We start from the raw sequence: 25,580 nt of genomic DNA on the forward strand, positions 1-25,580 counted from the left end.
TCCGTGCATCGTGGTCAAAAATCATGCGCGGGGTATATGCCGTTCGGTCAAATGATCAGTTTGCATCAATCTTCGGCGCGCTCGATGATTTACTTGATCATATACCAGCCACCAGTGGGCATTTGCTCATTCCTGAAGCCAATATGTTGCATTTCTTACGAGCAATCCGCTTCGTCAGAACTGATGTTCGTGGAACATTCGTCCGAAAAACCTATGATTCGACAGCCTCCTTTTCTGTCCGTCGCGCCTGTATCGACTGCTGGAGGCATTGGCCAGACCGCTCAAACTTCACGCGTCTGCGTAACCAATGGCAAAATTTGGGTGCCGATGAGCAAAGAATGCTGTGGCTGGCTGCTGGGGCATTTGGTGACGAAGGGCAAAAGACAAGAGACCAACTGCGCGGTTCGCTTGCACAGGCGTGGCGGCTCGGAATTGAGACGGACTCGTCGAGCAGCTTTGCGGCCTGTTATGAAGACTGGGTGAAGCATGTCGTTTAAGAGATTGCCCAGTTGTGACCCGAGAACCGTTGCGCGCGACATTCCGGGCGTTCTCGACATTTTGTTTCCACGACTAACTGGCGGCCTCGTCAACTCCTTGAACGCAAAGATGTTTTCCTTCCCTGGCATTAGTCCGGTTCCCGACGAGATGATCGATAAAAGTCGGCTCCAAAAGGCGATGATGTTCGAACTGTCAATGGCGCGCGCTGAAAGCGAGTTGCGGGACGGAGCAGTCGCGTCGTGGGATGAATGTCTAGCAGTTGCGTCGAAGCGGCAGCGTCGTCATTTCGATGCACGTATTCCTGAAAAGCTTGAATCCGATGATATCTTGGTTGCTGACCATGCCGCTTGCAATCTAGTGACGATGTTGAACAGCATTCAGGCCCAGCATCCATCTACCATTTTGGAGCATGCTCCCCTCATTCCGGGCCTCGGTTGGGTGGCATCGGGCAACGGGGACTTCGCGATTGGCTCGACGCTCATTGAGGTCAAGCACATTGAACGCAACTTCGGCGCAGCGGATTTCCGGCAAGTTTTAATGTACTGGCTCCTTCGATACGCGCAAACCATCGAGAACGACACTGTCATCTGGTCAGATGTTCTATTATTAAACCCTCGGCGCAATGCAGCACTTTTGGTAAATTATAATAATCTGATCAGGTCGGCGTCTGCGTTGTCGAACCCCATTGAACTGGTGGAGTTATACCAAGGGCTATCACCTTTGACCTATATGAGCCCAGTTTCTGAGACCGATGGATCGGATGGTCTGTGGCAGGGCGGTGAGGTTGTTCCATGCGGTGCATGCGGCTTCGATGATGTGTTCGATGCCACTGAACACGGTGTTGGACAGCCAGTTGGCGCGGAGGAACTGCCAGATATTCTCGACCGGGTTCAGTTCGGGCGCGCGGGACGGCAGGAAGACCAGGCTGACGTTGCGCGGCAGTCTGAGTTTGGGTGTCGTATGCCAGCCGGCACGATCGAGCAGGACGACGGCATGGGCGCCGCGTGCGACGCAGCGTGAGATTTCCTCGATATGCAGTTGCATGCTGGCCGTGCCGGTAAACGGCAGCACCAGGCCTGCCGCCTTGCCAAGTGCCGGGCAGATCGCCCCGAACAGCCAGGCATTCTCGTAGCGCTGGTCGGCCGGCTGGCGTGGTCGGGTGCCACGCCGCGCCCATTGTCGGACAAGGCCGTTCTTCTGCCCGATGCGGGCCTCGTCCTGAAACCAGAGTTCAATCCGCCTGCCCTTGGGCAGATGTCCGGTGTGGGCGCTCAGGATCGTGGGGAAGTTTTTTTAAACGCGTCCATGACGGATGGATCCTGTCCGGGGTGACGCGGACGCGCGCTGACGTGGCTGAACCCAAGCCGCTTCAGCAGGGTGGAGACATGGCGTTCGTGATAGGAGACGCCAAAACGCTCTTCGATGACCCGCTGAAGATCGACCCGACGCCAGCGCACCACACCGTCCCGGGCACGGTCAGGCCCTGTCGTGACCAGCGCCGATAATTCTGCCAGTTGGTCCGCTGTCAGGCGGCAGACCGACCCGTTGCGCCATTGGTCCCGCAAACCATCCGGCCCCGTAGCATTGAACCGGTGCACCCAGTCCCGCAGGGTTTGCCGGTCCATGCCGCCGATCCGCGCCGCTTCGCCACGGCTGGCACCATCGCGCACCGCAGCCAGAGACAAAAGGCGCCGTGCAACATTCGCATCCCGCGTACGAGAAGCCAGACGTCGTAACGCAGAAGCCGTATAATCCGTCCGTAAAGCAATCGCACCAGCCATTCCCGATCCTCCCTCTCACAACAGAATCAGAACAGGCCCTTCGCGTCACTTCACAGATGAGTCAGAGACAATAGCCCTTGGTATTACTGCGGTCCGTAGTCGGGCAGGATTTGGATCGGCGCTAAACTTTTTTATGCCTAGAAAACCTGAACGCCGAGTCATAAGAACTATTATCATAGGAATAAGGATATAAGTTTCAATATGGGGTATTGCCTAAATGCCAATAGTCTAAATCAAGCGTGGCAACCTGAAATAATTATGTCTGCAATGCAAATATTAACCCTGAAGCCCCTACGGACGAGGATGGCATGGCCGCTTCACGTTCCTTGAGCAGACAGGCAGTTTAGGAGGGTAAACGGAAGGTCTGCCATTGGAAACGGGGGATCGAAAGAAGCCGTTCGCAGCACTGATGTTCCTGTTGGATAGCTACCGAACAAGCAACCAGGCTCAGGACTCATTCTTTGAGGTAGAAGATGAAGCTTGCTGCGATCTGGATTGCGGACATGAGCGTATGAGCGCACCGGTCGTATCTGGTCGCAACACGTCGCCAGTCTTTCAACTTTGCGAACATGTTTTCGATAAGGTGGCGCTTTTTATATAGGAGCCAGTTGTATGATGGCTTTGATTTCCGGTTCTTCCTCGGTGGAATGCAGGCGGTAATGTTCCATTCGACAAGAGATCGTCTGATCCGGTTGCTGTCATAACCCCGTTTCCCTCTTCTGTTCCTTCCGGCAGGTCCGCCAGAAGAACATCTGCCCCTTTGAAGTCACTGACCTGTCCAGCAGTCAGATACAGGCGGACGGGCCGGACCTGGCCATCATACACAGCATGCAGCTTTGAGTTCAGTCCGCCTTTTGTGCGGCCGATATGGTGGGAAAAAGCCCCTTTTTGAGCAGGGACGCCGCTGTCCTGTGTGCCTTGAGGTGTGCCGCATCGATCATCAGACGTTTTGATCGACCTGCCCGTTCACTCAATGCTGCGAAGATCCGGTCAAAAACACCAAGACGGCTCCAGCGGATGAACCGGTTGTATAAAGTCTTATGCGGACCATACGCTTCGGGCGTATCTTTCCACTGAAGCCCGTTACGGATCACATAAAGAATCCCACTCAGAACACGCCGGTCATCTACCCGTGGCACTCCGTGCGCCAGAGGGAAAAACGGCTCAATCCGCTCCATCTGGCTTTCAGACAGCAAAAACACGTCACTCACAGACTCATCCTCCATGAAGACCTGTGAAGCATGGAACATCGCTCAATTCCATAAATTAATGGTCTTGAGCCCAAAAACCTAAATAGCCCATGGATGGAAGATCTTTTTTCTTCTCGGAGATGGGTAATGCTATCTGATAGCAATGCGGAAAATCTTATGATATTATTTTTAAAATTTTAGGCCATGAAAGGTATGGAGATGACAGAGCAGGAGCATAATGACAAGATCAAGCATTTGGATTACATACAAGCTGTTATAACCCGGATGGCGACTGCTTCGTTTTCGATTAAAACGGCAGCAATTACGATAACGGGCGCAGTTATTGCATTGATGCCAAAACTCGACACATGCCACTGGAATTATCGGACGTTACTATTACTGGTCCCAATAGTTTCCTTTTGGTATCTTGATGCATACTACTTGAAAATGGAGCGTTGCTTTCGGCATTTATATGACGCCGTGCGTACATCCCAAGCACCTACTGATTTTTCAATGAGCCTTGAGCCATATCTCTCCAGAGAGTCAATGTGGAAAGTTATGGCCCAGCCTCCATTGTCTATATTGTATATAGCCACAACAATTGTTTTGATCGTATTTTTAATGTTGTGATGTCTATGTTCGTCTGAACGTCATGGCGTGTGAATAATACAGTATATCTAATGCCTCCTCTGGTTTTTTTTCTATACAATACGGGTTTAGAGCATCGTAATTTGAAATCCATCCTCTCATTTTCCTTTCATCAAGATCCACTAAAAAGCTCAAGTCAATATCATATAGAATTTTGGGGGCTATCCTGTGCGAACTTTCAACAGTGAAAGACTTATCTAATCGTTCCAGACCCGGGCCCATAGGTGGACGATTGGTAGGTTTTATTTGCAGTGTATTTAAATTGCTAATTTCTAAATAAAGCCAAGATGAATATGTCTGAGAACGCGCAGATTCATCTATTGTTTTTGCAATGGAGTTTTCTGTGTTGAGAAAGAAAACGCACTCACATTGGTCCATCATTTTTGTTAATGCTACAGATAGCATATTGTGAACATGTGATGTGGTTATATTTCTCATCGCATAATCATATGTAAAACTCGCGTCATTATAACAAAATTTATCATCAAAAAATTTCAGTAATTCATCTGCATGCTGCCAAATCTGAGAGTCAATAAATACTTTTAATCCAAAGTTATCTTTTAGATATTCAGCAAGTTCAATAGCTTTATTTTCATCTTTGTGCGAATGCGACAGGAAAATATGGAATTTTTTTGACGGAAACCATTTCTTGATGAGATCTCTTGCTAAAATATTCCCTTTTCCATCAAAAAAATCTTCCCATATAATGGTAGGATTTATATTTTTCTTTATAGATTCAATATCTACTCGGTAACTGAATTTATTATCGAGAACTATACTATATGCTTTATACATAAATGATATCCCTATACTTTTATGTAATTTCGAACTCCTGCATGTGTAGATCATACTTCATTAAGCGATAAGTCAATAAAGAACTGAAACATAAATATGTGTTATAGAGATATTTATTTCCGCGCTATAGTTTCTTAGGCTCAGGACTCATTCTTTGAGGTAGAAGATGAAGCTTGCTGCGATCTGGATTGCGGACATGAGCGTATGAGCGCACCGGTCGTATCTGGTCGCAACACGTCGCCAGTCTTTCAACTTTGCGAACATGTTTTCGATAAGGTGGCGCTTTTTATATAGGAGCCAGTTGTATGATGGCTTTGATTTCCGGTTCTTCCTCGGTGGAATGCAGGCGGTAATGTTCCATTCGACAAGAGATCGTCTGATCCGGTTGCTGTCATAACCCCGTTTCCCTCTTCTGTTCCTTCCGGCAGGTCCGCCAGAAGAACATCTGCCCCTTTGAAGTCACTGACCTGTCCAGCAGTCAGATACAGGCGGACGGGCCGGACCTGGCCATCATACACAGCATGCAGCTTTGAGTTCAGTCCGCCTTTTGTGCGGCCGATATGGTGGGAAAAAGCCCCTTTTTGAGCAGGGACGCCGCTGTCCCGTGTGCCTTGAGGTGTGCCGCATCGATCATCAGACGTTTTGATCGACCTGCCCGTTCACTCAATGCTGCGAAGATCCGGTCAAAAACACCAAGATGGCTCCAGCGGATGAACCGGTTGTATAAAGTCTTATGCGGACCATACGCTTCCGGCGCATCTTTCCACTGAAGGCCGTTGCGGATCACATAAACGATTCCGCTCAGAACCCGCCAGTCATCGACGCGCGGCACGCCGTGAGCCAGAGGAAAATACGGTGTAATCCTCTCCATCTAGCTTTCAGACAGCAAAAATACATCACTCACAGGCTCATCCTCCACGATGATCTGTGAAGCATGGAACTCGCTCAATTCAATAAATTAATAGGTCCTGAGCCTAGCACTACAGTTGCATTTTATGGCGAGAGTGCGCGCGGATGGCACTGGCCTGATGTGTTCGTCGAAAGACGGACCATCTGAGAATGTGAGCGACGGGTAACCTGCGTTGTGAGAGTTTTACGACGAGGCGCCTGATTTCCTGGATGGACCAGCGGACGAGGACTGTCGTGTCCTGTGCGGTGTTTTTTTCGGTTTCAGTGAGTTTGCCTGGTAACGGACACTGGCCATGACGGCATAGGCCAGCATGACCAGGGAGACATGCCGATGCCATCCATGCCAGGAGCGGGTTTCGTTATGATCGAGACCGAATTCGTTTTTTGCAGTCTCGAACCCTTCTTCAATTCTCCAGCGCGTCCCTTCGACGTTCACCAGTTCCTGCGTGGTTGTCCCTTTCGGGCACCAGGTCGTAAAATAGGCAAGGTCCCCGTCAGCGATGTTCCGGCGGATCAGCAGGCCACGTGTCCATGGTCCGGCTATAGGGCAGTCAAATTCTTCAGCATCCAGGTCAGCAAGCGGAAGATACGCCCAGTCATACAGCCGCTCACCTTTTGTGCCGTGCCCCGCTGACAGACGACGCCAGGCCTGGTCTGGCAGTCCTGCTGCAATATCTTTCGCCTCTCCGGCAATCAGCGGTTCCATTGCCCATGATCCGAACCAGTGATTGCCCTTGACCCCAAGGACATATCCGATTCCTGCCCGGCGAAGCGTGCGTTCCACGTCGCCCACGCCGTAAACGCTGTCCGCAGCAACCCAACGGAAAGGCACACCAGCATCCAGACACCGCTCGATCATCTTCGATGCCAGTGCCGGTTTGGTCGCAAACACTACGTCATCAGGAACGTGAACCCGCTTCATGCGCTCAGGCTTTGATGTCCAGTCTTTTGGAAGATACAGGGCGCGGTCGATAAAGGCATGCCCCCGTTCCGAAACATAAGCGCCAAACACACCGATCTGGCAGTTCGTGATCTTGCCGGCGGAACCCGTATACTGCCGCCCCACGCCGCAGGAGGCCTGGCCTTTCTTCAGAAAACCGGTCTCGTCAATGACCAGTACGCCCTCTTCAGTGCCCAGATGCTCGACCACATGGTCCCTGACGACATCACGAAGGACATCGGCATCCCATTGCCCGCGACCCAGAAGCGCCTGTTGCCGCCACGGACCAGGATCTCCTGCTGCTTCCGCACGCATCCATCCTGTCTTGCGCGGTTCGTTACCAATCAGGACATCAAGGAAGGCACACGCAGAAGCCGCAACACGCTTCTGCGTAAACAGCGGTACAATCCGCTTCTTTGCTGCCCGAAGCCCGGATGCCCACAGTTCCAGCGTCTCTTCAACTGACGCCCCGCCATTCATGAAATCCTGAATCATGGTGAGCCATAGAGTCAGAACTCATCATAAAATGCAACTGTAGTGCTAGATTTCAGGAACTCACGCCCTGTTCTTCCCAAAGGCTTGCCAGGTTACCATGGAGATGGGTTATCAGCTTGTTAGAACACCGTAGCGCTTGAACAAAGCCTCGAAGAAAGTCTTCACATTTGCCTTGGCTTCTGGCGCCTGCAGTTCCAAAGCTCCAAAGCGAAAGACTTCATAGCCCGCAAGTTTGAGTTCGCGATCACCCCGGACCATCTGTGCATAGCGTTGCACATCGGCATTTCCTACGCCGTCCGCGTAATGGTGCTTTCCGTCCACCTCGATGACAACCCGAACCCCCTGCCGCAACAGCAGCAGGAAGTCCATGCGAAAGCGCAGAAGTGCATCCGGCCCCCGCTCCTTGACAGTAAGTGGATCCCAGTGAAGCCATACTTCCGGTATCAGTGCTGGCAAGTTCGGTACGGCACTGCGGAACCCCTCAAAGAAGGCCTCGAACAACAAGGTCTGTGGCGGAGAGTTACGAGGCAAACTGGCTTTGAGACGCGCATACAGCGAGCGCTTGGCTTGCTCGGCATCAGCGATCTGCTCTGTATCACCCCACCACTGCTGCAGATCGCTCCAGCGCAGTCCATCATTACCAATGGGACGATCATAGACGAGCACCTTATCGGCATTCGTGACGATCTCGACGTCATTATCCAGCGCATCGCGGAAACGTAGATCGGGCTTGTCGGGTGAGGCAAAGATAAGATTTTTCGGTCGGCCTTTGACTGCCACGTGCGATGAAACGATCGAGAAGACCGGGTAACCTCCCTCCAAATCAGTCTCACGCAACTCAACACCGCAGTTGCGCAACGTCTCGTTAACGCACGCTACAAAGCGGCGTTGTGCTGCCTCGTCGGGCCGCACGTCGGCGGAAGCCAGCCCTTCAAGAAACAGCGCAAAGCGCCGATCGGAAGCATCATAGGCACCCAATTGGTCGAACAGCGTTTCCACCGACCAGTCCTCTGGATTTTGGTGGACGTGCTGCTGAATGTCCGCGCGCAACCCAATGAGCTTGTCACTCATTACGTGAAGCCAGTCATCGGTATCTAATATCCACAACCGATCCAGAAGGTCATCGAACCTGCGAGCGTCCCCATACAATTCCTCGCCATTGAGTCTTCGAGCGACCTCACGCCGATAACGCTTGGGGATCGACGGCCCCCCTCTTTCGCTCCAGAGAAGATCCTGGATCTGATTGCGGGTCGCGGCAGCCGGTGGACGAAAATCCAACAGCTTGCATGCAATTGCAGGTAGATCGGTGTCGGCCACGGCCTCAATACTGGAGGCCATACAATCACGCTTGGTGCCGTTAGCAACAGGCGCGGGCAACCCCAATTCTTCGCAAAGCGTCGGCAGCGTAGAATGCGGGCCGACGTCCTTTAAGGCGATGATAAGCGGAGACAATAAAGAGCGAAGTTGCGTGTAGTCCATCGCTTACGATTCAAGCTAGAAGTGGCATGGTGCACAGCAGAGCGTCGATCTGACCGAAGACATCCCGCTGCCACTGCTCGGGCGTACGATCACGTAGAGCTTACACATCTTCGACGAGGCGTTTTATATAGGTTGGCCCGTAACAGCATACTGGTCAAGGTCGACCTTGAGCATGACCTTTGGCCTTGGCGGTATGAACCTCATTGAACTGGTTTGGGTTTCAATGTGAGTGATGGGGAGTGTATGCCTTCCTCGACGATAGGTTCTCCACCAGAGGAGCGAGAGGGCAGCAAGGAGAAAAGGCGACCGTGTGAACACAAACACGATCAGTTCACAGAATGTCCGCTTCGGTGGGCAGCTAGGGCCTGTTAGGGCTTGATCCAGTCTGCAGCGGCAGCGATATGGATGACCGCGAGGAAGGACGTTGCTGTTTTTTCGTATCTGGTTGCGACAGCGCGCCACTCCTTGAGGCGAGCCCAGAGGTTCTCAACGAGATGCCGGCACCGATAAGCCCATTTTGGGCAGGCGACCGGCGCATCGCGTCGTTTTGCAGGAATGGCGGGCCGGGTTCCCATGTCCCATATCCGTTCACGGAAGACGTCCGACGCATAGCCCTTGTCCGCCACGACCCACAAGGGAATGGCGGTGAGGCTATCGAGCATGGCTGGTGCCAGGGGCAGTTCATGGGCCTGGCCGGGCGCCAGCGCAAAACCGATAGCTTTTCCGTGTCCGTCCGCGATCACGCAGACTTTCGTGCCATAGCCGCCGCGAGAGCGGCCAAGCGCTTCACGATGATCTCGCTCGTGGCGAGAGGCCCCCTTTTTTGGGCTCCCGCCGCCTTGTGGTGAGCCCTGATGTTTGTGCTATCCAGAAAAATCATTCCGAGAGCAAGCCCCTGTTGTTCCTGAACCAGTGCGAGCAGGCGTTCCCACACACCCAGCTTCGCCCAGCGGATGAAAAGCTGCGCCGCTCGCCACCATGGCCCCAGTTCAGCGGGGATGCTCCGCCATTTCGTGCCATTCTCATGACGCCAGAAAATCGCTGCTAGCGTGCGCCGCAGATCATGGGGCGGCGTCTTCCCCTTTGGGCGAACCGCCTCAATCAAAGGTTCCCAGATCGCCCATGTCTCGTCCGTAAAAGTGCCGGTTCCGTCTCCTTCTTCCATCCTTACAATATGGGAAGAATTTCAAGATCTAACAGGCCCTAATGGGAGGCTGTATGTTCGACAGAACGGTAACTGCCGCGTGTCTGGTTCCATATTGCTGAGCAGACAGACAGTTTAGGGGGCAATCAGAATGTCCGGTTTAGGGCACCGAGACGATGTTTTCTATCTTCCATTCCACTACGTGTGATTAGCGCTGCGTCCCCCAAGGCGGTCGTAGAAGTTAACGTTGCTACTTTTCGAAAGGAGACCTTTAATGATCATGGTAGCGGCCAGCTAATTCGACTGCTTAAACCCAAAGAGTGGCTGTCTATGACTACCCACCTAGGTTAACCAAGGTCGCGAAGAGGAAGTTTTACGTAATACCAAGGGCTATTGTCTCTGACTCATCTGTGAAGTGACGCGAAGGGCCTGTTCTGATTCTGTTGTGAGAGGGAGGATCGGGAATGGCTGGTGCGATTGCTTTACGGACGGATTATACGGCTTCTGCGTTACGACGTCTGGCTTCTCGTACGCGGGATGCGAATGTTGCACGGCGCCTTTTGTCTCTGGCTGCGGTGCGCGATGGTGCCAGCCGTGGCGAAGCGGCGCGGATCGGCGGCATGGACCGGCAAACCCTGCGGGACTGGGTGCACCGGTTCAATGCTACGGGGCCGGATGGTTTGCGGGACCAATGGCGCAACGGGTCGGTCTGCCGCCTGACAGCGGACCAACTGGCAGAATTATCGGCGCTGGTCACGACAGGGCCTGACCGTGCCCGGGACGGTGTGGTGCGCTGGCGTCGGGTCGATCTTCAGCGGGTCATCGAAGAGCGTTTTGGCGTCTCCTATCACGAACGCCATGTCTCCACCCTGCTGAAGCGGCTTGGGTTCAGCCACGTCAGCGCGCGTCCGCGTCACCCCGGACAGGATCCATCCGTCATGGACGCGTTTAAAAAAACTTCCCCACGATCCTGAGCGCCCACACCGGACATCTGCCCAAGGGCAGGCGGATTGAACTCTGGTTTCAGGACGAGGCCCGCATCGGGCAGAAGAACGGCCTTGTCCGACAATGGGCGCGGCGTGGCACCCGACCACGCCAGCCGGCCGACCAGCGCTACGAGAATGCCTGGCTGTTCGGGGCGATCTGCCCGGCACTTGGCAAGGCGGCAGGCCTGGTGCTGCCGTTTACCGGCACGGCCAGCATGCAACTGCATATCGAGGAAATCTCACGCTGCGTCGCACGCGGCGCCCATGCCGTCGTCCTGCTCGATCGTGCCGGCTGGCATACGACACCCAAACTCAGACTGCCGCGCAACGTCAGCCTGGTCTTCCTGCCGTCCCGCGCGCCCGAACTGAACCCGGTCGAGAATATCTGGCAGTTCCTCCGCGCCAACTGGCTGTCCAACACCGTGTTCAGTGGCATCGAACACATCATCGAAGCCGCATGCACCGCATGGAACAACCTCACCGCCCTGCCACAGACCATCCGATCCATCGGTCTCAGAAACTGGGCTCATATAGGTCAAAGGTGATAGCCCTTGGTATAAGTTATCCTCCGACTTCCGTACGCTTACTCTCGCAACCGTATCGGTAAAAGCTAACACCATCGAAGGTGCTCTCCTTGGATCTTCTCAAGAAAATGAATGCTGCGCATTCGACGACGGTGTTTTCGTCGGCAAACATGCTAACAATACCTCTACCTTTTTCCTGCCATTCGTTCAAATCAGGCATGACCTTTGCGAGGTAACACGCAAGCACAAAAATACGTTTCCCGACGATATACTTCATAATCACAATATCACCGTCTTCTTTGCGCGCGCCGCGTCTGAATCGACGGATATTCCGCTCCATATCCGCGAGCGCGGGCGGGAACTGATTAAGGACCACGTTGATTATATCGAAGCGGTGTGGTTGCCCCTCACAGGCATAGAGTTTGCTTACAACCGTGTTCCAGAGCGGTGATAACTGGACACCGCGGACTAATGACTTGTAACTGCCACTCATGGGAAGATTCGGCCGCCGGACGAGCCCGTCTGCCTCAAAGAATGTTAATTTACAGCCTTGAACGGTTGTTGGATCGATCCAAAGGCCATTGGTCAAATACATGGAGAGGATGTCCTGTTCGTCACCATCGAAATCAATCAATTCGTCTACGCTTTGGCGACGGGTAAGGTAGTGCTGAAAGGACAGTTCTGTGTCGAGATGTCGTGCAATCATTTGTAGTTCGCCGAGCGTTAAAACCGGTGCCCACGCTGTGTCATCCTTAATAAGGCCCAGTTCTTTCAAATACGATCTAGGTTTCGTGGACAAAGGTTGACAGTAACGTCCATGATTGATTCAAAGCTGCCTTTTGGAGGCGTTGTTGGGCGAGCGAATTGGGCTTTCGGACGAGGAATGGGCCATCATCGGGGCGCTGCTTCCGCCTGAGAGGGGTCGTGGCTGCCGTCCTGCGCAAGACAATCGTCTGTATTTCGAAGGCATGATGTGGATTGCCCGAACCGGATCGCAGTGGCGCCACCTGCCTGATGATTATGGCAAGTGGAACAGCGTGTTCCGACGCTACCGACGATGGGTGACGACAGGCGTGTTCGATGCGATGCTCGAAACCTTGGCTGAAATGGTCGAGCGGGATACCACTGCCGACATGATCGACAGCACGGTGGTCCGGGCACATCATTGTGCTATCGGTATAAAAAAGGGACACAGGAAACCGAGGCGCTTGGCCGATCGCGCGGTGGTTTCACCACCAAACTGCACGCCCGATGCGACGCCAGGGGACGCCCTCTCGGTTTTGTCCTGACGCCGGGACAGACCCACGATATTCAGGGTTTCGGCCCGCTGTTCCGCATGATCGCTGACAAGATCGAGGCGTTACTGGCAGACAAAGGTTACGATGCCGACCTCATTCGCGAGGAACTTGCCAAGGCCGAAATCGAAGCCGTCATCCCGAGCAAAAGCAACCGTCGCAATCCTGTACCTCATGATAAAACCAAATATCGCTGGCGCAATCTCGTCGAGCGCCTGTTCAACAAACTCAAGAACTGGCGACGCGTTGCCACCCGATATGACAAAACCAAGGAATCATATCTTGGCTTCGTCAGTCTCGTGTCAGCACTCCAGTGGATACCCTTTGTCCACGAAACCTAGTGCTTGTCAAAGTGGTAAAATGCTCAAAACAGATGCTATACCGATAGACTACCTTCGGACGATCGAGTTCAAAATCGATGATACTATTGTCAGATTTTCGACGTAGGACGGCCTTTTTCCGATATTGGTCCAAGTAATTCTGAAGGCGCCACCCTTGTAAGCCGGGTTCAACGAACAGATCACGAAAATTTTTACGAAGTTTGCCTTCGCCACCGCGTCGCGCCGAGTCCCCAATGCGACCTGATTTGGCTTCAAATACGAATACAAAGTTGCCTAGAAAAGCGACGACATCGTTTTCCCACCGTTTGTTCGTCTCCGGATCGGTCCAGACGACACTGCGGTGTATCTTTGCACTGGGCATGGATTTGGACACGATGGCAGCGATTGTAGCCTCCAAATACTCTGCCCTTGCGCTTATGTAGGCACTTTGCAATTCGGAATGCCCTGCAATCAAGTCCTCCATAATTGCAAACGGAAATGAGAAAGCCAGATAAGGCTGTGGGACAAATAGACCCTGTTCGGCAAGACGGATGTAGGGCTTCCTCCATATCGGGTTGTTTAAATAAATATGCTGGGGATCGGTGTCCCTCAAGCTTCCCATGGACAGGGCAAGACTGTCGAGCGCAGCAATTAGGGGAAGTGAGAAGCTGGCTTCCAGTGTCGTGCAGTCGAGCGTAAAAACCCAAGGCCACGCGAGTTCTGAAATTTGAACCCCGGCGTAACGCAGTTTTTCTATAGTGAGAAAGCGGTCGTCGCATTTGTGCCAAACGCGATCAGCTAGCGGATAACAGGAACGAAAAAAGCTGATACTTTCGAGAATCTCGCTCCGTATCCCCGAACTCATAAGATTCCGGATGTTTCGTAAGAACTCATGGATCCGGGTTTCAACCAAGCTTACGACACGGACCATGGCTTCGAATAGGTCAGAGAGGCAGTAACCCAATGCCTTTTCTGAAGGTAAATCAATGCGCTTCAGGAGGGCTCGCATTGTCGTTTCGCAGTCGGCCCGCGTGAACAAATTACGGTAGTAGAGAGTTTGGATGCGAGCCTTCATCTGAACAACAGCAAGGGAGTCTGTCGAGGCATCGCTCCTTGGCTGCTTGCCGATGAAGCTGTAAATGTGCCGGGCCATCACCGCCCAATAGCGGACGAAGTTACTAGGCGAAGTAGGTACTTTCTTGTGTATCGTATCTCCCATCAATAGGAACGTCTGGGCGATCTCAACTTCGACCTGCTCGAGTGGCCGAACTTTTTGTGAACCATCGCGCGGTTGAGATGCTTCGAAAATATAGCGAATGGCTGTGCGTGCAAGAACGACCAGCGGGTCCCGGGCAGCGAAGAAGGTTTCGAGCCACAAGCGAGTGCGGTCGAACTCGTCTTGCCACTGCTCGTCTGACCAGTTTTCTGTACCATCAAATTCTTCAAGTTTAGGCAACTTGCCGGTTTGATAACCGAAGATAGCCTGCTCTATGTCGTCAATTTCCATGCGGGCATTCTGGGGAGGACGGGCGCGGATGTCACCCCCCTGCGGACGTTGTAGCGCAAAGCTGCCCCTCTCCAGCCGACACGAGAGGCCGTAATGCCAATGTCTGCTATGCGGCAAACTGTCTATCGGTATGTACGTCCGACATGAGGCGATAGCCGACATTACAATGAAGGACGCGGGACGGAGATCGTCCCTGCATCGCAAAGCCAGACTGGCAACTCGCACCGACCTGGTTCATTATTTATACGATGAATCCGTTTCGTTTGCCCGACAACGACCTCCCCCTGTCGCATGCCCTCATCCTGAAGGCCGCGCTGCTGACGATCGGCTATATTGAGGAGAACGGCCCGATCGGCCTTACGCCCAACAAGGCGCTCAAGCGCTATTTTGTCGCGTGGGCCGCCGAGGCATTTGACTGGCCAGCCTATACGGTCGAAGACCTCTACGCCGTCAACAAAGTCCTGAATGAGTATGATTTCCCGCCGCTGGTGATCCTGCATGAGGTTCTGCTCAGCGCGAAGCTCGCACGGCATTTCAAGGGCACCCTGCGGCTGACCGACCTGGCGAGACAACTCAAATCAGAGCCTGCCCGGCTCTGGATGCTGTTGACGACCCACCTCCTGTTTGTCGTCGACCACAGTCCTTACACCCGAAGCGATGAGCCACTGTTCGGCAACTGGGATATCTTTCTCAACGTCATCAATATCGAGGCCCAGGTTGCCGTCACCGAAGAGCGGTTATGTTCGGTTCTCTACGGGGGCGAGGAAGAGGATATCCGTCGCCGGGATTTCAAGCTGACCGCCAGTCTTTACGTCCATGTCCTGCGTCCGCTGTGCTGGGCAGGACTGCTCAACGAGCGCCGAACAGGCACCGGCTTCAGTAGACGGGATTTCTATACCAAAACACCCTTATGGACAGCCGCCCTCAGGCTCGAAACGGATCGACACCTGCAGCCAGTGACCCGTCATTGACCACCGTCGACAGCCTTTCGGGCGCGATATCGTTCCCATATAAAAGGCGACTTCCGGAGACCGGAAGCCGCCAATACCATTCAATGGACAGATGTTACTCAGCCGCAACCGCGTCGGGGCTGTCGGACATGTCGGTCAGCCCTTCATCCCCCTCGCTCTGCCCCCACACATCCCTCGTGCGCAGTGCCTCGGGCAACCAGCCCGAACCGTCCAGAAGCCGCTCGGCAGCCTGTGCCATGTCGGCCTTCTTCAGATGTGCGATGCGGTCGGCGGCATCGTCGCCCCGCGCCTCACGCACGGCTTCGAGGATACGCGCCTTGGTGACGCGACCGAGATAGTTCTCCACCGTCGGCTGCCAGCCCGCTTCGGCTAGATCGAGCCTCAGCGCGGTGGCAAGCCGGTCGGCGCGGGCCAGCCGCTCCCTGACGCTACGCGCCAGAGACGGACCATGGGACGACTCATATAGCGCGTTGACCCCGAAGGACAGGCAATGCGCCAGCAGGGCCAGGCGACTGGTATCATCTAACCCGTCGAGCCACTGCCAGAGTGCGTCCTCGTCTTCCGGCAGATCGTGCTTCCAGCCCTCGTTGCGCTGGCGCAGCGCGTGGGCGGGAAGGCTGCCGGGCATGTCGGGGGAATGGACCTGCAGCGGGATTTCCCGGACATAGGCTTCCAGGCAGTCCGCGCCCGAGACCTGCCAGTAAAGATCGCGCACCAGCGTGTGGAGCAGTTCGGTCAGGCCGACATGCGGATTGCCAGCAAACGCATCTCGCAAGGCCAGCGTGCGCCAGGCCGTCAGTTCCGTCAGCAGGCGTTCGGACAACGGCTTCAGCCCGTCTTCCTCCTCGGGCTCGGTGTCGGGTGCGCCTTCCCTCCTGTCCCCTTCGCCGTCGTCGCCCGCGCTGTGACAGACGACCGCGTCATCATCACCCTTGGGTGCATCGTGGCGGTTCTCGGACTCCGCCAGCACATCTTCCGGGCGGACGAAGCCCCGTTCGACCAGCAGCGTGCCGTCCGTATCCAGGCTCACGAAGACACCGGCCCGGACCACGTCCGCCGGATCGAAAGATACTGGGCGTTCTTCCAGCGCCTCAATGGCCTGCTCAATCTCGCCCAAACGGCTATCGATTTCCTCCGGGAACTCATCGGCCTGCGCGTATTCCGCCTCGATGGTTTCCTGCTCGCTGTGCAGAGCGGTCAGACGCACGACTTCTTCCTCCGAAAGCGCAACAGGCGTGCCCTCGATCTCCACGAAGTCCCGCGTGTGTCCCCACGGGAAAGACAGCGCCGTTTCGACCCATTTCCAGCCCTCGGCACGGATATCCTCTGCGGCTGACGACAGCTTTTCCATGACCAACCGGTCGAGCAGGGTCGGATCCTGCAGCCAGCCGCCATCGTCTGCTTCGAACAGGTCACGCATGACGGGACCGCCGGCAGCAAGATAGGCGTCCAGCCCGACGAAGCGCACGCGACGATCCGATGCGCGCACGGTTTTTTCCGTCAACATGCGGCGGATCAGATAGGGCTCGCGGTTATGGCTCTGGGCAATAATCTCCCAGACCTGTTCCTGACGGGCATGATCGTCGCTGATCGAAAAGGCCATGAGCTGTTCCAGCTTCATGCCATCCTGCTCGTAGATCTCAAGCAGCTTGTCGGAGACTGTCATCAGCCGCAGACGCTGCTTCACCACGGCCGGCACAACGAAAAACGCGGCGGCGATCTCTTCTTCGGACATGCCCTTCTCCAGCATGTCGCGAAAAGCACGAAACTGGTCCAGTGGATGCAGCGCTACGCGCTGGACGTTTTCGGCCAGGGAATCATCCTCGGCGAGAATGGCCGATCCGGCCTCGCGCACGACGCAGGGCACCGGGGCGGTCTTCGCCAGTTTCTTCTGCTTCACCAGCAGTTCGAGGGCGCGGAAGCGGCGGCCACCGGCCGGCACTTCATAAGCGCCGGTTTCTGCCCCCTCCCCGTTCAGGACAGGGCGCACGTTCAGGCTCTGGAGCAACCCGCGACGTTCGATGTCGCGGGCCAGTTCCTCGATCGACAGACCGGCCTTCACACGCCGCACGTTGGACTGCGACAGCACCAGCCTGTTGAAAGGGATATCACGGGACGCATTGAGGACGATTTTCTGGATGGCGCTCGCCATGGCGGGACACTCCGTGACGGACGGGCGGAAGCCTCTCTCCCACCCCTGAATCCGTCACGAAAACCCCACGTCCCTCTTCCTCTCTTCCGGCCCCGCCAGACACCGGATCGCATCCACGGAACCGCGTAGAGACGGCTTTAAGGAATGCAGGTCCGTGCCAGCCAACCCGCGAGTCGATGCACACCGCGACAAATTACGACTATTATAGTCGCGCGTTCACCATCTTGTGATAGTGCCGACAGCGATAGCCGCGCGTGTTCGCGACTATCCGAAAGCCCTCTCCGCACGGAACATCTCCTTGTTCCCATGTATTTTTCTGTTCACGCCCATCCCGTCCGACATCCAGAGTGCCGTCAGAGCTCACCAAAGGTCCATGCAGAAAGGACGGAAAGATGGCACGCCAACGCGATACGATAGCGGACAGGGTGCGGCTCGTTCTCGACGCCCCGGACGCCAACGTGACACCCTTACGCAGTGGAGCCGATCCGCGGCTGGTCAGTCTGGTCCGGCTTCTGGCCCGTCAGGCCGCACGTGATTTCGTCAACGCTGAAGTGGAGGCCGCGAGGCGACGCGATCTCCAGGATTAGGGAGATGGGATTGTGAAGGTCGCGCTTTATGCCCGCTATTCGTCCGAAAACCAGCGTGATGCCTCGATCGAGGATCAGTTGCGCCTCTGCCGGCTTCACGCGGAAAAGCAGGGCTGGACGATCGTCGACAGTTACACGGACCGGGCGATCTCGGGTGCCTCCCTGCTCCGCCCCGGCATTCAGGAACTGATCCAGGACGCCACGCGCGGCCGCTTCACGATCGTGCTGGCCGAAGCCATGGACCGACTGTCACGCGACCAGGAGGATATCGCCGGTCTGTTCAAACGGATGACCTTCTCCGGCGTGCGGATCATCACCTTGTCCGAGGGCGACGTTACACACCTGCATATCGGCCTCAAGGGTACGATGAACGCCCTGTTCCTCAAGGATCTGGCCGAGAAGGTCCGGCGTGGCCTGCGCGGACGCGTCGAGGACGGCAAGTCCGGCGGTGGTAATTCCTATGGCTATGACGTGGTACGACAGTTTGACGCGAAGGGTGAGCGCATTCGCGGCGACCGGACCATCAACGAGGACGAGGCCCGCACAGTCAGGCGGATCTTCACCGATTACACGCGGGGCAAGTCGTCGCGCACGATCGCCATGGAACTGAACCGTGACGGCGTTCCGGGGCCACAGGGCCGTGAGTGGGGGCCGTCCACCATTCATGGCAATCGGGAACGCGGCACCGGTATCCTCAACAACGAGATGTACGTCGGGCGCCTGGTCTGGAACCGGCTGCGCTATCTGAAGGATCCCGATACCGGCAAGCGCGTTTCACGCCTCAATCCTGAATCCGAATGGGTGATTCAGGACGTGCCGGAACTGCGGATTGTCGCGCAGGATATGTGGGATGCCGTGAAGGCGCGCCAGGCCGAGACGACTTTCAGCCAGCCCGAACGGGGAAACGAGGCGCTCAATGAGCGCCGCCGCCCCCGTCATCTCTTTGCCGGGTTGATCCGTTGCGGCTGTTGTGGCGGCGGCTACAGCATGATCTCGAAGGATCTGCTCGGCTGCTCGACGGCACGCAACAAGGGCACCTGCGACAACCGGTTGAACATCCGTCGCGACGCGCTGGAGGCATCGGTCCTGAGCGGGCTGCGCACGCACCTGATGGAACCGGACCTGTTCAAGGAATTCTGCAATGAGTTCACCCGCGAAGTGAACCGCATGCGCATGGAACTGGGTGCCGACCTTGCAGCGATGCGGAATGAAATTCCTCGCATAGACAGGGAGTTGGATAAACTGCTGAATCTTATCCTTGCCTCAGATGACATTGAGGCCTCCAAGCGGGTCATGAAGAAAATGACGGTGCTCGAAGCCCGCAAGGAGGAACTGGAACAGAAGGTTACCAATACCGAGGAGCCGCCTCATCTTCTCCATCCAAACATGGCGGAGATCTACCAGCAGCGGATCGCGTCTCTCTATGAAAGCCTTCAGGCCGAGGAGACGAAGACCGAGGCGGCCGAGCGCCTGCGCACGCTCGTCTCGCAGATCACGCTCCAGCCGGCCGATGGCGAACTGGCGATCATCCTGCGCGGCGACCTGGCGGCGATCCTTCAGTTCGCGGCGCATAAGAAAAACGCCACGATCCATCCGGACAGTGGCGTTCTTGATGCGTTCGTATCACAAGTATCGTTGGTTGCGGGGAACCGCACACTACGATCCCGGCGAAATGTGGCGAATGGTCATTCGCAAGCGTCGTTGGTTGCGGGGGCAGGATTGCTTCTCAAGTTGCGACAATCGCAAGGTGAGAATAAAGCGGGTTTAGATAATTGTTTTGGAAAGATTTTTTCTGCGCTCGCTTGATCTTTCCCCAAGCATAGCACCTCCCATGCAAAACCATGACCGTTGTCGCGGCCTGACCTTACCGGCTCAGGTCGGTTCGTATCCACCATCCCCTCATTCGTACGTCCGCTTTAAGGCAATCACCAAAGACGATTGACGGCGAAGTTATCAAACAAAGCCTCGTTGGAGATCAGCATCATACCCTCGGCCTGCGCCTGGGCAATCAGGAAACGGTCAAACGGGTCTTTATGAACAATGTTCATCTCGCCCGCGAGACGGGCATGAGTAACGCTGATTGGCAATTCAACGAACCCCTGCCCGGCAACAATAGCCTCAAAATCCTGCGCCAACAGGGCCGCTCCCGCCAGTTTACCGATGCGGAACTTGGTTGCGACTTCCATGGCCGACGCTGCGCTCACGGCTATGACATTATCTTCATCCGCTATGACTTCCTGAGCGCGACGACTCAAATGCTCGTCGCCCGCCAGCCACCAGATCAACGCATGTGTATCAAGCAGTAACTTCAAGCGAGATTCCACCCATCAAGTTCATCGTCGGGTAGGGTCTCATTAAAGGTCTCATCCAGATTGATCTTGCCTTTGAGCGCCCCAAACACGCGACGCCCCTGCGGTTCCACCGGCACAAGGCGCACGACGGGTACAGAACCACGCGCGATCACCACATCACCACCCGCAAGCGCTTCGGCAATCAGGCGAGACAGGTTGGTTTTGGCATCGTGAACCGAAAACTGGGCCATGAGACATCTCCTTAGCTAAGGATATAGCTAAGTGACATCCCTTTGGCAAGGGACGCCTTCTACTAGCTTTGTTGCGTAAATGCTCCTAGGGGACCCGAAGATGACGACGGCGCTCCTCGATCGGCTGACCCATCACTGTCACATCCTGGAGACAGGAATTCAGAGCTACAGGTTCCGCGCCAGCACTGCCTCGCCAAAAAACAGAAAGGACAGATCCTCTTCTTGACCGACCACCTAACTATGCCTGAAATAGCATCCGGCTGGGTCAATTCCTGATGAAAAAACCGAGTCAGTTCTCAGTGAAAAGCAACATCGGAGTTATGATCTAGGAGTTGTGCATGGCGGAAATCGGGACAATTGATCGCTCAAATTCGGCCGAATGATCGAGCAATCACTCTCCGGCCTCCAGATCTGCGGCGGCGTTAGATCCCACGTCGATGGATCGATTGGGCCCCCTTGCAAATCGGTCCCGGTAGCCAGGGAGGCAGGTGCAATCGCGCGAACGCTCGATACCAATAATTCCGATCACGCTATCCGCGCTTTCTGGGGGTATCCGCATGCGACCGTCGCGAAGGGCGAGATAGAGCGCGTCGATGGCGGATTGATCACCGAGGGTGGTAAGCACAGCTGGATGACGGAAGATATCTAGTGACCAGCCCGCCGCTCGCGCTTTGGCGAGGGCGCGAGCTCGTCCTCTTTTTTCGTCGATGACGGATAAGAAGTTTCTAGTCGCGGCAACAGCGATCGTTGCCGCCTCGCCATCGTCCAGCGAAGGCGCGATCGACGTGAGTTCATAAAAAATCTTGTACTCCGTTTCGGTCAGACCGGCGAGCGTCACGGTTCCATTCCTCACGAGACTGTACAGGAAACCGTGCTCCCCATTCCTACGGCTTGTCTCGTGTTCCAGTTCTCCAGCCACAATCTCGGGGACGAGAATATCGTTGGGAATGGCTGCGAGTATCCGTTCGCCGTATTTGCAGGCGTGAAGGTTGATCAGAACACTAGTGTCGAGAACCAGCGGGTTCGCGATATTAATCAGCGAGCTTGAGCAACTCATCCGTCTCTCTTTCCTCAAGCTCGATTTGATCAACAATGCCGCGAAGCTCTACTCGACCCACCTTCAGCAATTCGGCCAATTGCCCTTCGGACATCAATCCACGTTTCCAGGCGGCGTGCGCCATAAGGCTCAGGCGGTGCGAGATCGGTCGATCGGCGTCACTCTTTGCCGGATCGCGGCGATCCGTCATTTCGCCCAGAACCTCCCGAACATGATCGTCGGTGATGCCGCCGTTGTTCTCGAACCAGGCCCAGGTGCCGCGCTTGACGAGACTCAATTCTTCGAGCCTGAGACCGCAAGCCTGGCGCGAGATGTTGTACTGTTGGGCAAGGAGGATAATCAGGCGTCGGGTCGTCTTTCCAGTTATCTCCTTTAGTTGGCGAAAGCTTTCCGAGAAGCTTTCTGCCGGCGTCAGGAACGCGCGGCCAAAGGCGTTTGCGTAGCGTTCATCACGGGACAGGAATTTCTCATCATCCTCGAGCACTTCCGGGGTTTGCCGGGTGCCATAGAAATGGCCGACTTCATGAGCCGCGGATTGGATGCGACGTGGCAATGGATGGTTAGCGTTGAGAAGAATGCAGGCGCCGATGCTTTCGTCGTAAGTAAATAGGCCCGCCACCTTCGAGTTCGAAGAAAGGCGGCGCTGATACAAGCGGATGCCGAGGCCCAGCTCGATAACCGAAAAGATGTCGGCAATCGGCCCTGGGCCGAGACCCAGCCAATCGCGTAGTTCTTTGGCATGCGTTTCCGCCAACGCAACAACATCACCGTCATTAATGCCGCGCGCCGGCGGGTAATTTCTCCGTCGCTGGATCCCTAGAATGTTCTCCATTTCAACGTCCGCCTTGATCAGATCGTTGAAGAGCAGAATGGCCTCGGTGGTGTGTGCATCTTCCGTCTCACGCAGTTTCCGGAAGCGAGGCATCAAATCGGTGTGGACGGCTTCCCTGCGAAGGAGTGCGTTCACAGACACGCCGTAGTGACGAGCCAACATCTGGATTTCCTGGACGCGCACACGGCGCACGCCCTTCTCAATAGATACCAACGTCGGGCGGGACATACCTATGACTTGGGCCGCGTCATCCTGCCGGATATCCGCGTTCTCCCGCGCGATGCGCAGTCGACGTCCTATTTCTTGCGCGCTCAGCTCATTCAAATCGGCCATAGCGCCCTCCATCCATCCAGCTCTTCAAAAAGCTTTGCTCTCCTTGCGCGGACAGAAATGCCCGCCATTCCACGGCATGCGTACCCAACATTATCCTTAACTTCTTCAGCGTTTCCTCAGTGCTTTCCCCGATTGCCACCCCGATCTGCGAGGCGTGTAAGCGAAGGGCCTCATCAGGCAACCCGGCGAGCTCGGCAAGGTGCTGCAGGTGCCGTGCGCCCACGCTTCCATATTCGACCATGATGTCCCGATCGGCCTTCAAGGGTATGACGGATAGGGCGTTGCTCGCGTCAGTAGCGCCCAGATCGAACACGACATACGCGTCTCGCGCCTCGTTAACACCAGCTGCATGCAAACTAACGCGTCTGAGCAAACAGGCAGCACACAAGCCGCACTGCTTTCGACCGCCGACATTCACCACGCGGCGGCTCTGCCAGCAGGAATGCGTGCTCGTCAGATGCCGTTCGGTTTTTCCGGGAATATCCAGGAATGCGCGTAGCGTCTGTCCCTTCGTCGACCACAAACGTGGCTGCTCAAACTTGCCCCGATAGCCCAGCAGTGCCGTAATGAATCGCTCCATCTTTCGGAAGAAAGTCGGATGGTTGCGATAGTCGGGATAGATATTGTGCAGAGGCAGCAATACCGGCCCAAGCGCACCCTGTCCGCTCTCGGGGACCATGATACGCGCCACGTTAGAAAGCTGCGCGGCAATTGCTGCTACTGCTGCAAACTGGAATCCGCGCGATCGGAAGCTGCTTTCGTATCCGCGATATCCCTCGACCTTGAACGGAATCTGCGTGAAAAAGCTGTCTCCGGTTTTCCGGCGCTGGCGCTTGCCGGCGATTCGAATGCATAGGGCCTCGTCCTGGTCGCCACTCAACGCAGAGACCGCACGCGAATCCAAGCCGTCGCTGTAAGCGACGGCGAAGGTCTTGGTCTTGCCGAAGTTCAGCGGAATCTGCCGAGCACCGATGGGTGAGCGATCTTTCGCTCCAACGAAGGAAAATCGCCACGTGTCGCCGGTCAGGTGGTTCAAGGCGCCATGAAGGCTCTTCAAAACCGCTGGCTTCTGCCAACTTTCGAGATCGATGACTGGAACGGTCACTTCCAGGGTCCGGCGCCACCCAAGCGGGCGCTTCCAACGTCGGTCAGCAAACTCAATGGCGGCACACAAGACCAGAATGTCGTAATGCAGCGACTGGAAGCCCTTCACGTCGAATGTATCCAGAACCGCTGCGTTGAAGCGAATGTGCCGGCCGACTTCCGCCGTTACAACGCCCTTTGGGAGAGCGCGGCCGGGCTTTTGCCCCTTCTCGATAACGAACAGGTGCTTGCCCGATACGGGTGAATCATGTGTACGGGCGCTCACTCTTCCGGCCCCTCGTCCACGCCGACTTTCTTTTGAACTGCCTGTCGGAAAGTGCTCTTGTTACCTGCGGCCAGGGCATCGCTGAGCTCGTTGGGTTTGATGGCCGCAAACGTCTCGCGATTCCGCTCTATGCCCTTGTGATAATCCTCGCGCTTCATGTCGCCGAGCTCGCGGGCGCGAATGCATTCTTCGTCGAGCCTGTTTTTGGTGGTGCCGATCCACTCTTTCGCCGTGCTTTCAAGCGATCGATTGAGAGCCTCGTCGATAGGCATCTGGTCACGCAAATTCGCGATCAAATGCCGCTGAAGCGCATCCGCCAGCGGCGAGGTTGGATGACTCTCGAAAATCGTTTCGACCTCCGACACCGGATCTAGATCCATCTGCGTGCGTTCCGCATGCGCCTTGAGGTCGCCGAAAAGCAGGCTAAATGCCTTCATGTCGACGTCACCAATCATACTATGACAAGCCTGCGTCGTCCGCTCTTCTGTGCTGACCGCGTCGCTAACCAAGTCTTGCCCGTAACGTTTCCAACGGCTGCTCAGTTCTGCATTTCTGAATGGCCCATCGGTCATGACAACCTCCTATGTCGGCAAGATTGACATAAAATCTGACAAAGTCAATATTAACTACATAAAGTCTGACAACCAGAGGTCTAAGCAAGAAAATTCCTGGCTTTGTGTGGCCCGCCGCGCCGAGTGATGGTGAGAACTATGTCTACGCTATCGCCTTCTAACGCCGCACAAACCTCGATTCGACCTCATCGGTCGATCGCTGGCGCACATGGCCTTCGTCGAGGGAGTTTCCGCATGCCCCGACTGCGGCCCTTATCCCCTACCCTTTTCTCTTGCGCCCGTTTACGCCAACGTACGGAGCAGTTGGTTGCGGGTTCATTGGACCCCGATTTGAACCTGCGGGAGCCAAGGTATTGAAATGATGGGGAATTTGATAGGCGCGTGGTGTGGGTTGCGACAAAAAACTCCGCTGAGCCAGTGACTTAGCGGGGTTTTTTTGGTGTTTCTGGTTGCGGGGGCAGGATTGGTCTCAAGTTGCTACAATCGCAAGCAGAGAATAAATCAATTTTAGGTAACTGTTTTAATAGACTTTTCTCCACCTGCGCTCGGTCTTAACATCCACTAATCTACTTACGGAAACTACTGGTTGTAGACGAACAGATGGGTCGTCTATGATTCTTTTTTCGAAGAGCCATGACTAGCTTCGGATAGACA

Annotated in this window: 20 protein-coding genes and 4 pseudogenes; 8 read left to right on the forward strand and 16 right to left on the reverse strand. The window is 55.3% G+C overall.

Going from position 1 to position 25,580, the window contains the following annotated elements; genetic code table 11:
• Positions 1-23: 23 nt before the first annotated feature.
• Entirely contained in the window at positions 24-497 is a 474-nt protein-coding gene (locus LDL32_RS08055; protein WP_233065898.1) for a hypothetical protein, read from the forward strand.
• Between the two features lie 715 nt (positions 498-1,212).
• Here LDL32_RS08055 and LDL32_RS08060 read toward each other — a convergent pair.
• A protein-coding gene (locus LDL32_RS08060; RefSeq protein WP_233064331.1) for an IS630 family transposase occupies positions 1,213-2,279 on the reverse strand; the annotation gives its coding sequence in 2 pieces (ribosomal slippage) (positions 1,213-1,793 and positions 1,793-2,279; 1,068 coding nt in all).
• Positions 2,280-2,733: 454 nt separating this feature from the next.
• A pseudogene (locus tag LDL32_RS08065) lies at positions 2,734-3,490 on the reverse strand (IS5 family transposase).
• 198 nt (positions 3,491-3,688) lie between these two features.
• Here LDL32_RS08065 and LDL32_RS08070 point away from each other — a divergent pair.
• Positions 3,689-4,099 (forward strand): hypothetical protein, encoded by a 411-nt coding sequence (locus tag LDL32_RS08070; RefSeq protein WP_233065900.1) that lies wholly within the window; start codon positions 3,689-3,691, stop codon positions 4,097-4,099.
• Between the two features lie 3 nt (positions 4,100-4,102).
• On the opposite strand, the gene LDL32_RS08075 is transcribed toward LDL32_RS08070, so the two are convergent.
• The 5 genes and pseudogenes from LDL32_RS08075 to LDL32_RS08095 all read right to left on the reverse strand — a co-directional run bounded on the left by LDL32_RS08075 (position 4,103) and on the right by LDL32_RS08095 (position 9,900).
• Positions 4,103-4,912 carry a toll/interleukin-1 receptor domain-containing protein gene (locus tag LDL32_RS08075; RefSeq protein WP_233065903.1) on the reverse strand — a complete coding sequence of 270 codons (810 nt, stop codon included), beginning with the start codon at positions 4,910-4,912 and terminating at the stop codon, positions 4,103-4,105.
• Between the two features lie 147 nt (positions 4,913-5,059).
• Positions 5,060-5,783 (reverse strand): annotated as a pseudogene (locus LDL32_RS08080) (IS5 family transposase).
• Positions 5,784-6,005: 222 nt separating this feature from the next.
• Entirely contained in the window at positions 6,006-7,256 is a 1,251-nt protein-coding gene (locus LDL32_RS08085; protein ID WP_233065037.1) for an IS701 family transposase, read from the reverse strand.
• A gap of 111 nt (positions 7,257-7,367) precedes the next feature.
• Positions 7,368-8,735 (reverse strand): hypothetical protein, encoded by a 1,368-nt coding sequence (locus LDL32_RS08090; protein ID WP_233065905.1) that lies wholly within the window; start codon positions 8,733-8,735, stop codon positions 7,368-7,370.
• A gap of 368 nt (positions 8,736-9,103) precedes the next feature.
• Positions 9,104-9,900, reverse strand: a protein-coding gene (locus LDL32_RS08095; protein ID WP_233065908.1) for an IS5 family transposase whose coding sequence is annotated in 2 segments (ribosomal slippage) — positions 9,104-9,561 and positions 9,561-9,900 — 798 coding nt in all. Because the reading frame shifts where the segments join, the coding sequence is not laid out codon by codon here.
• A gap of 443 nt (positions 9,901-10,343) precedes the next feature.
• Between LDL32_RS08095 and LDL32_RS08100 the strand changes: the two genes are divergently transcribed.
• Positions 10,344-11,410, forward strand: a protein-coding gene (locus LDL32_RS08100) for an IS630 family transposase (RefSeq protein ID WP_233064331.1) whose coding sequence is annotated in 2 segments (ribosomal slippage) — positions 10,344-10,830 and positions 10,830-11,410 — 1,068 coding nt in all. Because the reading frame shifts where the segments join, the coding sequence is not laid out codon by codon here.
• Positions 11,411-11,426: 16 nt separating this feature from the next.
• On the opposite strand, the gene LDL32_RS08105 is transcribed toward LDL32_RS08100, so the two are convergent.
• On the reverse strand, positions 11,427-12,164 hold the full coding sequence (locus LDL32_RS08105) for a hypothetical protein (RefSeq protein ID WP_233065911.1): 738 nt from the start codon (positions 12,162-12,164) through the stop codon (positions 11,427-11,429).
• A 76-nt stretch (positions 12,165-12,240) separates the two neighbouring features.
• Here LDL32_RS08105 and LDL32_RS08110 point away from each other — a divergent pair.
• A pseudogene (locus LDL32_RS08110) lies at positions 12,241-13,025 on the forward strand (IS5 family transposase).
• Here LDL32_RS08110 and LDL32_RS08115 read toward each other — a convergent pair.
• Positions 12,976-14,511, reverse strand: a complete 1,536-nt coding sequence (locus LDL32_RS08115; protein WP_233065914.1) for a hypothetical protein — start codon at positions 14,509-14,511, stop codon at positions 12,976-12,978. The pseudogene LDL32_RS08110 and the gene LDL32_RS08115 sit on opposite strands and share 50 nt — an antisense overlap.
• 248 nt (positions 14,512-14,759) lie before the next feature.
• Between LDL32_RS08115 and LDL32_RS08120 the strand changes: the two genes are divergently transcribed.
• Positions 14,760-15,482, forward strand: coding sequence for a hypothetical protein (locus LDL32_RS08120; protein ID WP_370636663.1), 723 nt, complete (start codon positions 14,760-14,762; stop codon positions 15,480-15,482).
• Between the two features lie 94 nt (positions 15,483-15,576).
• Here the strand turns inward: LDL32_RS08120 and LDL32_RS08125 are convergent, their stop codons facing one another.
• A complete protein-coding gene (locus LDL32_RS08125) occupies positions 15,577-17,634 on the reverse strand; it encodes a ParB/RepB/Spo0J family partition protein (protein WP_233065918.1) in 2,058 nt (685 codons plus the stop codon).
• A gap of 458 nt (positions 17,635-18,092) precedes the next feature.
• Here LDL32_RS08125 and LDL32_RS17845 point away from each other — a divergent pair, with 458 nt between their 5' ends.
• Together LDL32_RS17845 and LDL32_RS08130 are read left to right on the forward strand one after the other, a co-directional pair.
• Positions 18,093-18,221: a hypothetical protein gene (locus tag LDL32_RS17845; RefSeq protein ID WP_255673794.1), complete on the forward strand. Its 129-nt coding sequence runs from the start codon at positions 18,093-18,095 to the stop codon at positions 18,219-18,221.
• Between the two features lie 12 nt (positions 18,222-18,233).
• A complete protein-coding gene (locus LDL32_RS08130) occupies positions 18,234-20,027 on the forward strand; it encodes a recombinase family protein (protein WP_233065920.1) in 1,794 nt (597 codons plus the stop codon).
• Positions 20,028-20,146: 119 nt separating this feature from the next.
• On the opposite strand, the gene LDL32_RS08135 is transcribed toward LDL32_RS08130, so the two are convergent.
• Together LDL32_RS08135 and LDL32_RS08140 are read right to left on the reverse strand one after the other, a co-directional pair.
• Complete coding sequence (locus LDL32_RS08135) at positions 20,147-20,533, reverse strand: type II toxin-antitoxin system VapC family toxin (protein WP_233065922.1); 387 nt, start codon at positions 20,531-20,533, stop codon at positions 20,147-20,149.
• Positions 20,530-20,763: a type II toxin-antitoxin system Phd/YefM family antitoxin gene (locus LDL32_RS08140; RefSeq protein ID WP_070404447.1), complete on the reverse strand. Its 234-nt coding sequence runs from the start codon at positions 20,761-20,763 to the stop codon at positions 20,530-20,532. Before LDL32_RS08140 ends, LDL32_RS08135 begins: the two co-directional genes overlap by 4 nt.
• An 82-nt stretch (positions 20,764-20,845) precedes the next feature.
• On the opposite strand from LDL32_RS08140, the pseudogene LDL32_RS08145 reads away from it, so the two are divergent.
• Positions 20,846-20,989, forward strand: a pseudogene (locus LDL32_RS08145) (ATP-binding protein); the annotation flags it as partial.
• Positions 20,990-21,154: 165 nt separating this feature from the next.
• Here the strand turns inward: LDL32_RS08145 and LDL32_RS08150 are convergent.
• The 4 genes from LDL32_RS08150 to LDL32_RS08165 are packed head-to-tail and all read right to left on the reverse strand — an operon-like array spanning position 21,155 to position 24,926.
• Positions 21,155-21,820, reverse strand: a complete 666-nt coding sequence (locus LDL32_RS08150) for a DNA-binding protein (protein ID WP_233065925.1) — start codon at positions 21,818-21,820, stop codon at positions 21,155-21,157.
• A complete protein-coding gene (locus tag LDL32_RS08155) occupies positions 21,795-22,985 on the reverse strand; it encodes an XRE family transcriptional regulator (protein ID WP_233065927.1) in 1,191 nt (396 codons plus the stop codon). Before LDL32_RS08155 ends, LDL32_RS08150 begins: the two co-directional genes overlap by 26 nt.
• Positions 22,969-24,354, reverse strand: coding sequence for a 7-cyano-7-deazaguanine synthase (locus tag LDL32_RS08160; RefSeq protein WP_233065930.1), 1,386 nt, complete (start codon positions 24,352-24,354; stop codon positions 22,969-22,971). Before LDL32_RS08160 ends, LDL32_RS08155 begins: the two co-directional genes overlap by 17 nt.
• Positions 24,351-24,926 carry a hypothetical protein gene (locus LDL32_RS08165; RefSeq protein ID WP_233065933.1) on the reverse strand — a complete coding sequence of 192 codons (576 nt, stop codon included), beginning with the start codon at positions 24,924-24,926 and terminating at the stop codon, positions 24,351-24,353. The genes LDL32_RS08160 and LDL32_RS08165 overlap by 4 nt, the downstream gene beginning before the upstream one ends.
• Between the last annotated feature and the right edge of the window lie 654 nt (positions 24,927-25,580).

Source organism: Komagataeibacter sp. FNDCF1, assembly GCF_021295335.1.
Classification (GTDB): domain Bacteria; phylum Pseudomonadota; class Alphaproteobacteria; order Acetobacterales; family Acetobacteraceae; genus Komagataeibacter.

Bases quoted from the DNA above. Each gene is read 5' to 3' on its own strand.
- LDL32_RS08115 (WP_233065914.1), bottom strand. From the start codon at position 14,511: ATGGAAATTGACGACATAGAGCAGGCTATCTTCGGTTATCAAACCGGC.
- LDL32_RS08155 (WP_233065927.1), bottom strand. From the start codon at position 22,985: ATGGCCGATTTGAATGAGCTGAGCGCGCAAGAAATAGGACGTCGACTG.
- LDL32_RS08165 (WP_233065933.1), bottom strand. From the start codon at position 24,926: ATGACCGATGGGCCATTCAGAAATGCAGAACTGAGCAGCCGTTGGAAA.
- LDL32_RS08070 (WP_233065900.1), top strand. From the start codon at position 3,689: ATGACAGAGCAGGAGCATAATGACAAGATCAAGCATTTGGATTACATA.
- LDL32_RS08150 (WP_233065925.1), bottom strand. From the start codon at position 21,820: ATGAGTTGCTCAAGCTCGCTGATTAATATCGCGAACCCGCTGGTTCTC.
- LDL32_RS08090 (WP_233065905.1), bottom strand. From the start codon at position 8,735: ATGGACTACACGCAACTTCGCTCTTTATTGTCTCCGCTTATCATCGCC.
- LDL32_RS08085 (WP_233065037.1), bottom strand. From the start codon at position 7,256: ATGATTCAGGATTTCATGAATGGCGGGGCGTCAGTTGAAGAGACGCTG.
- LDL32_RS08125 (WP_233065918.1), bottom strand. From the start codon at position 17,634: ATGGCGAGCGCCATCCAGAAAATCGTCCTCAATGCGTCCCGTGATATC.
- LDL32_RS08140 (WP_070404447.1), bottom strand. From the start codon at position 20,763: ATGGCCCAGTTTTCGGTTCACGATGCCAAAACCAACCTGTCTCGCCTG.
- LDL32_RS08120 (WP_370636663.1), top strand. From the start codon at position 14,760: ATGAATCCGTTTCGTTTGCCCGACAACGACCTCCCCCTGTCGCATGCC.
- LDL32_RS08075 (WP_233065903.1), bottom strand. From the start codon at position 4,912: ATGTATAAAGCATATAGTATAGTTCTCGATAATAAATTCAGTTACCGA.
- LDL32_RS08055 (WP_233065898.1), top strand. From the start codon at position 24: ATGCGCGGGGTATATGCCGTTCGGTCAAATGATCAGTTTGCATCAATC.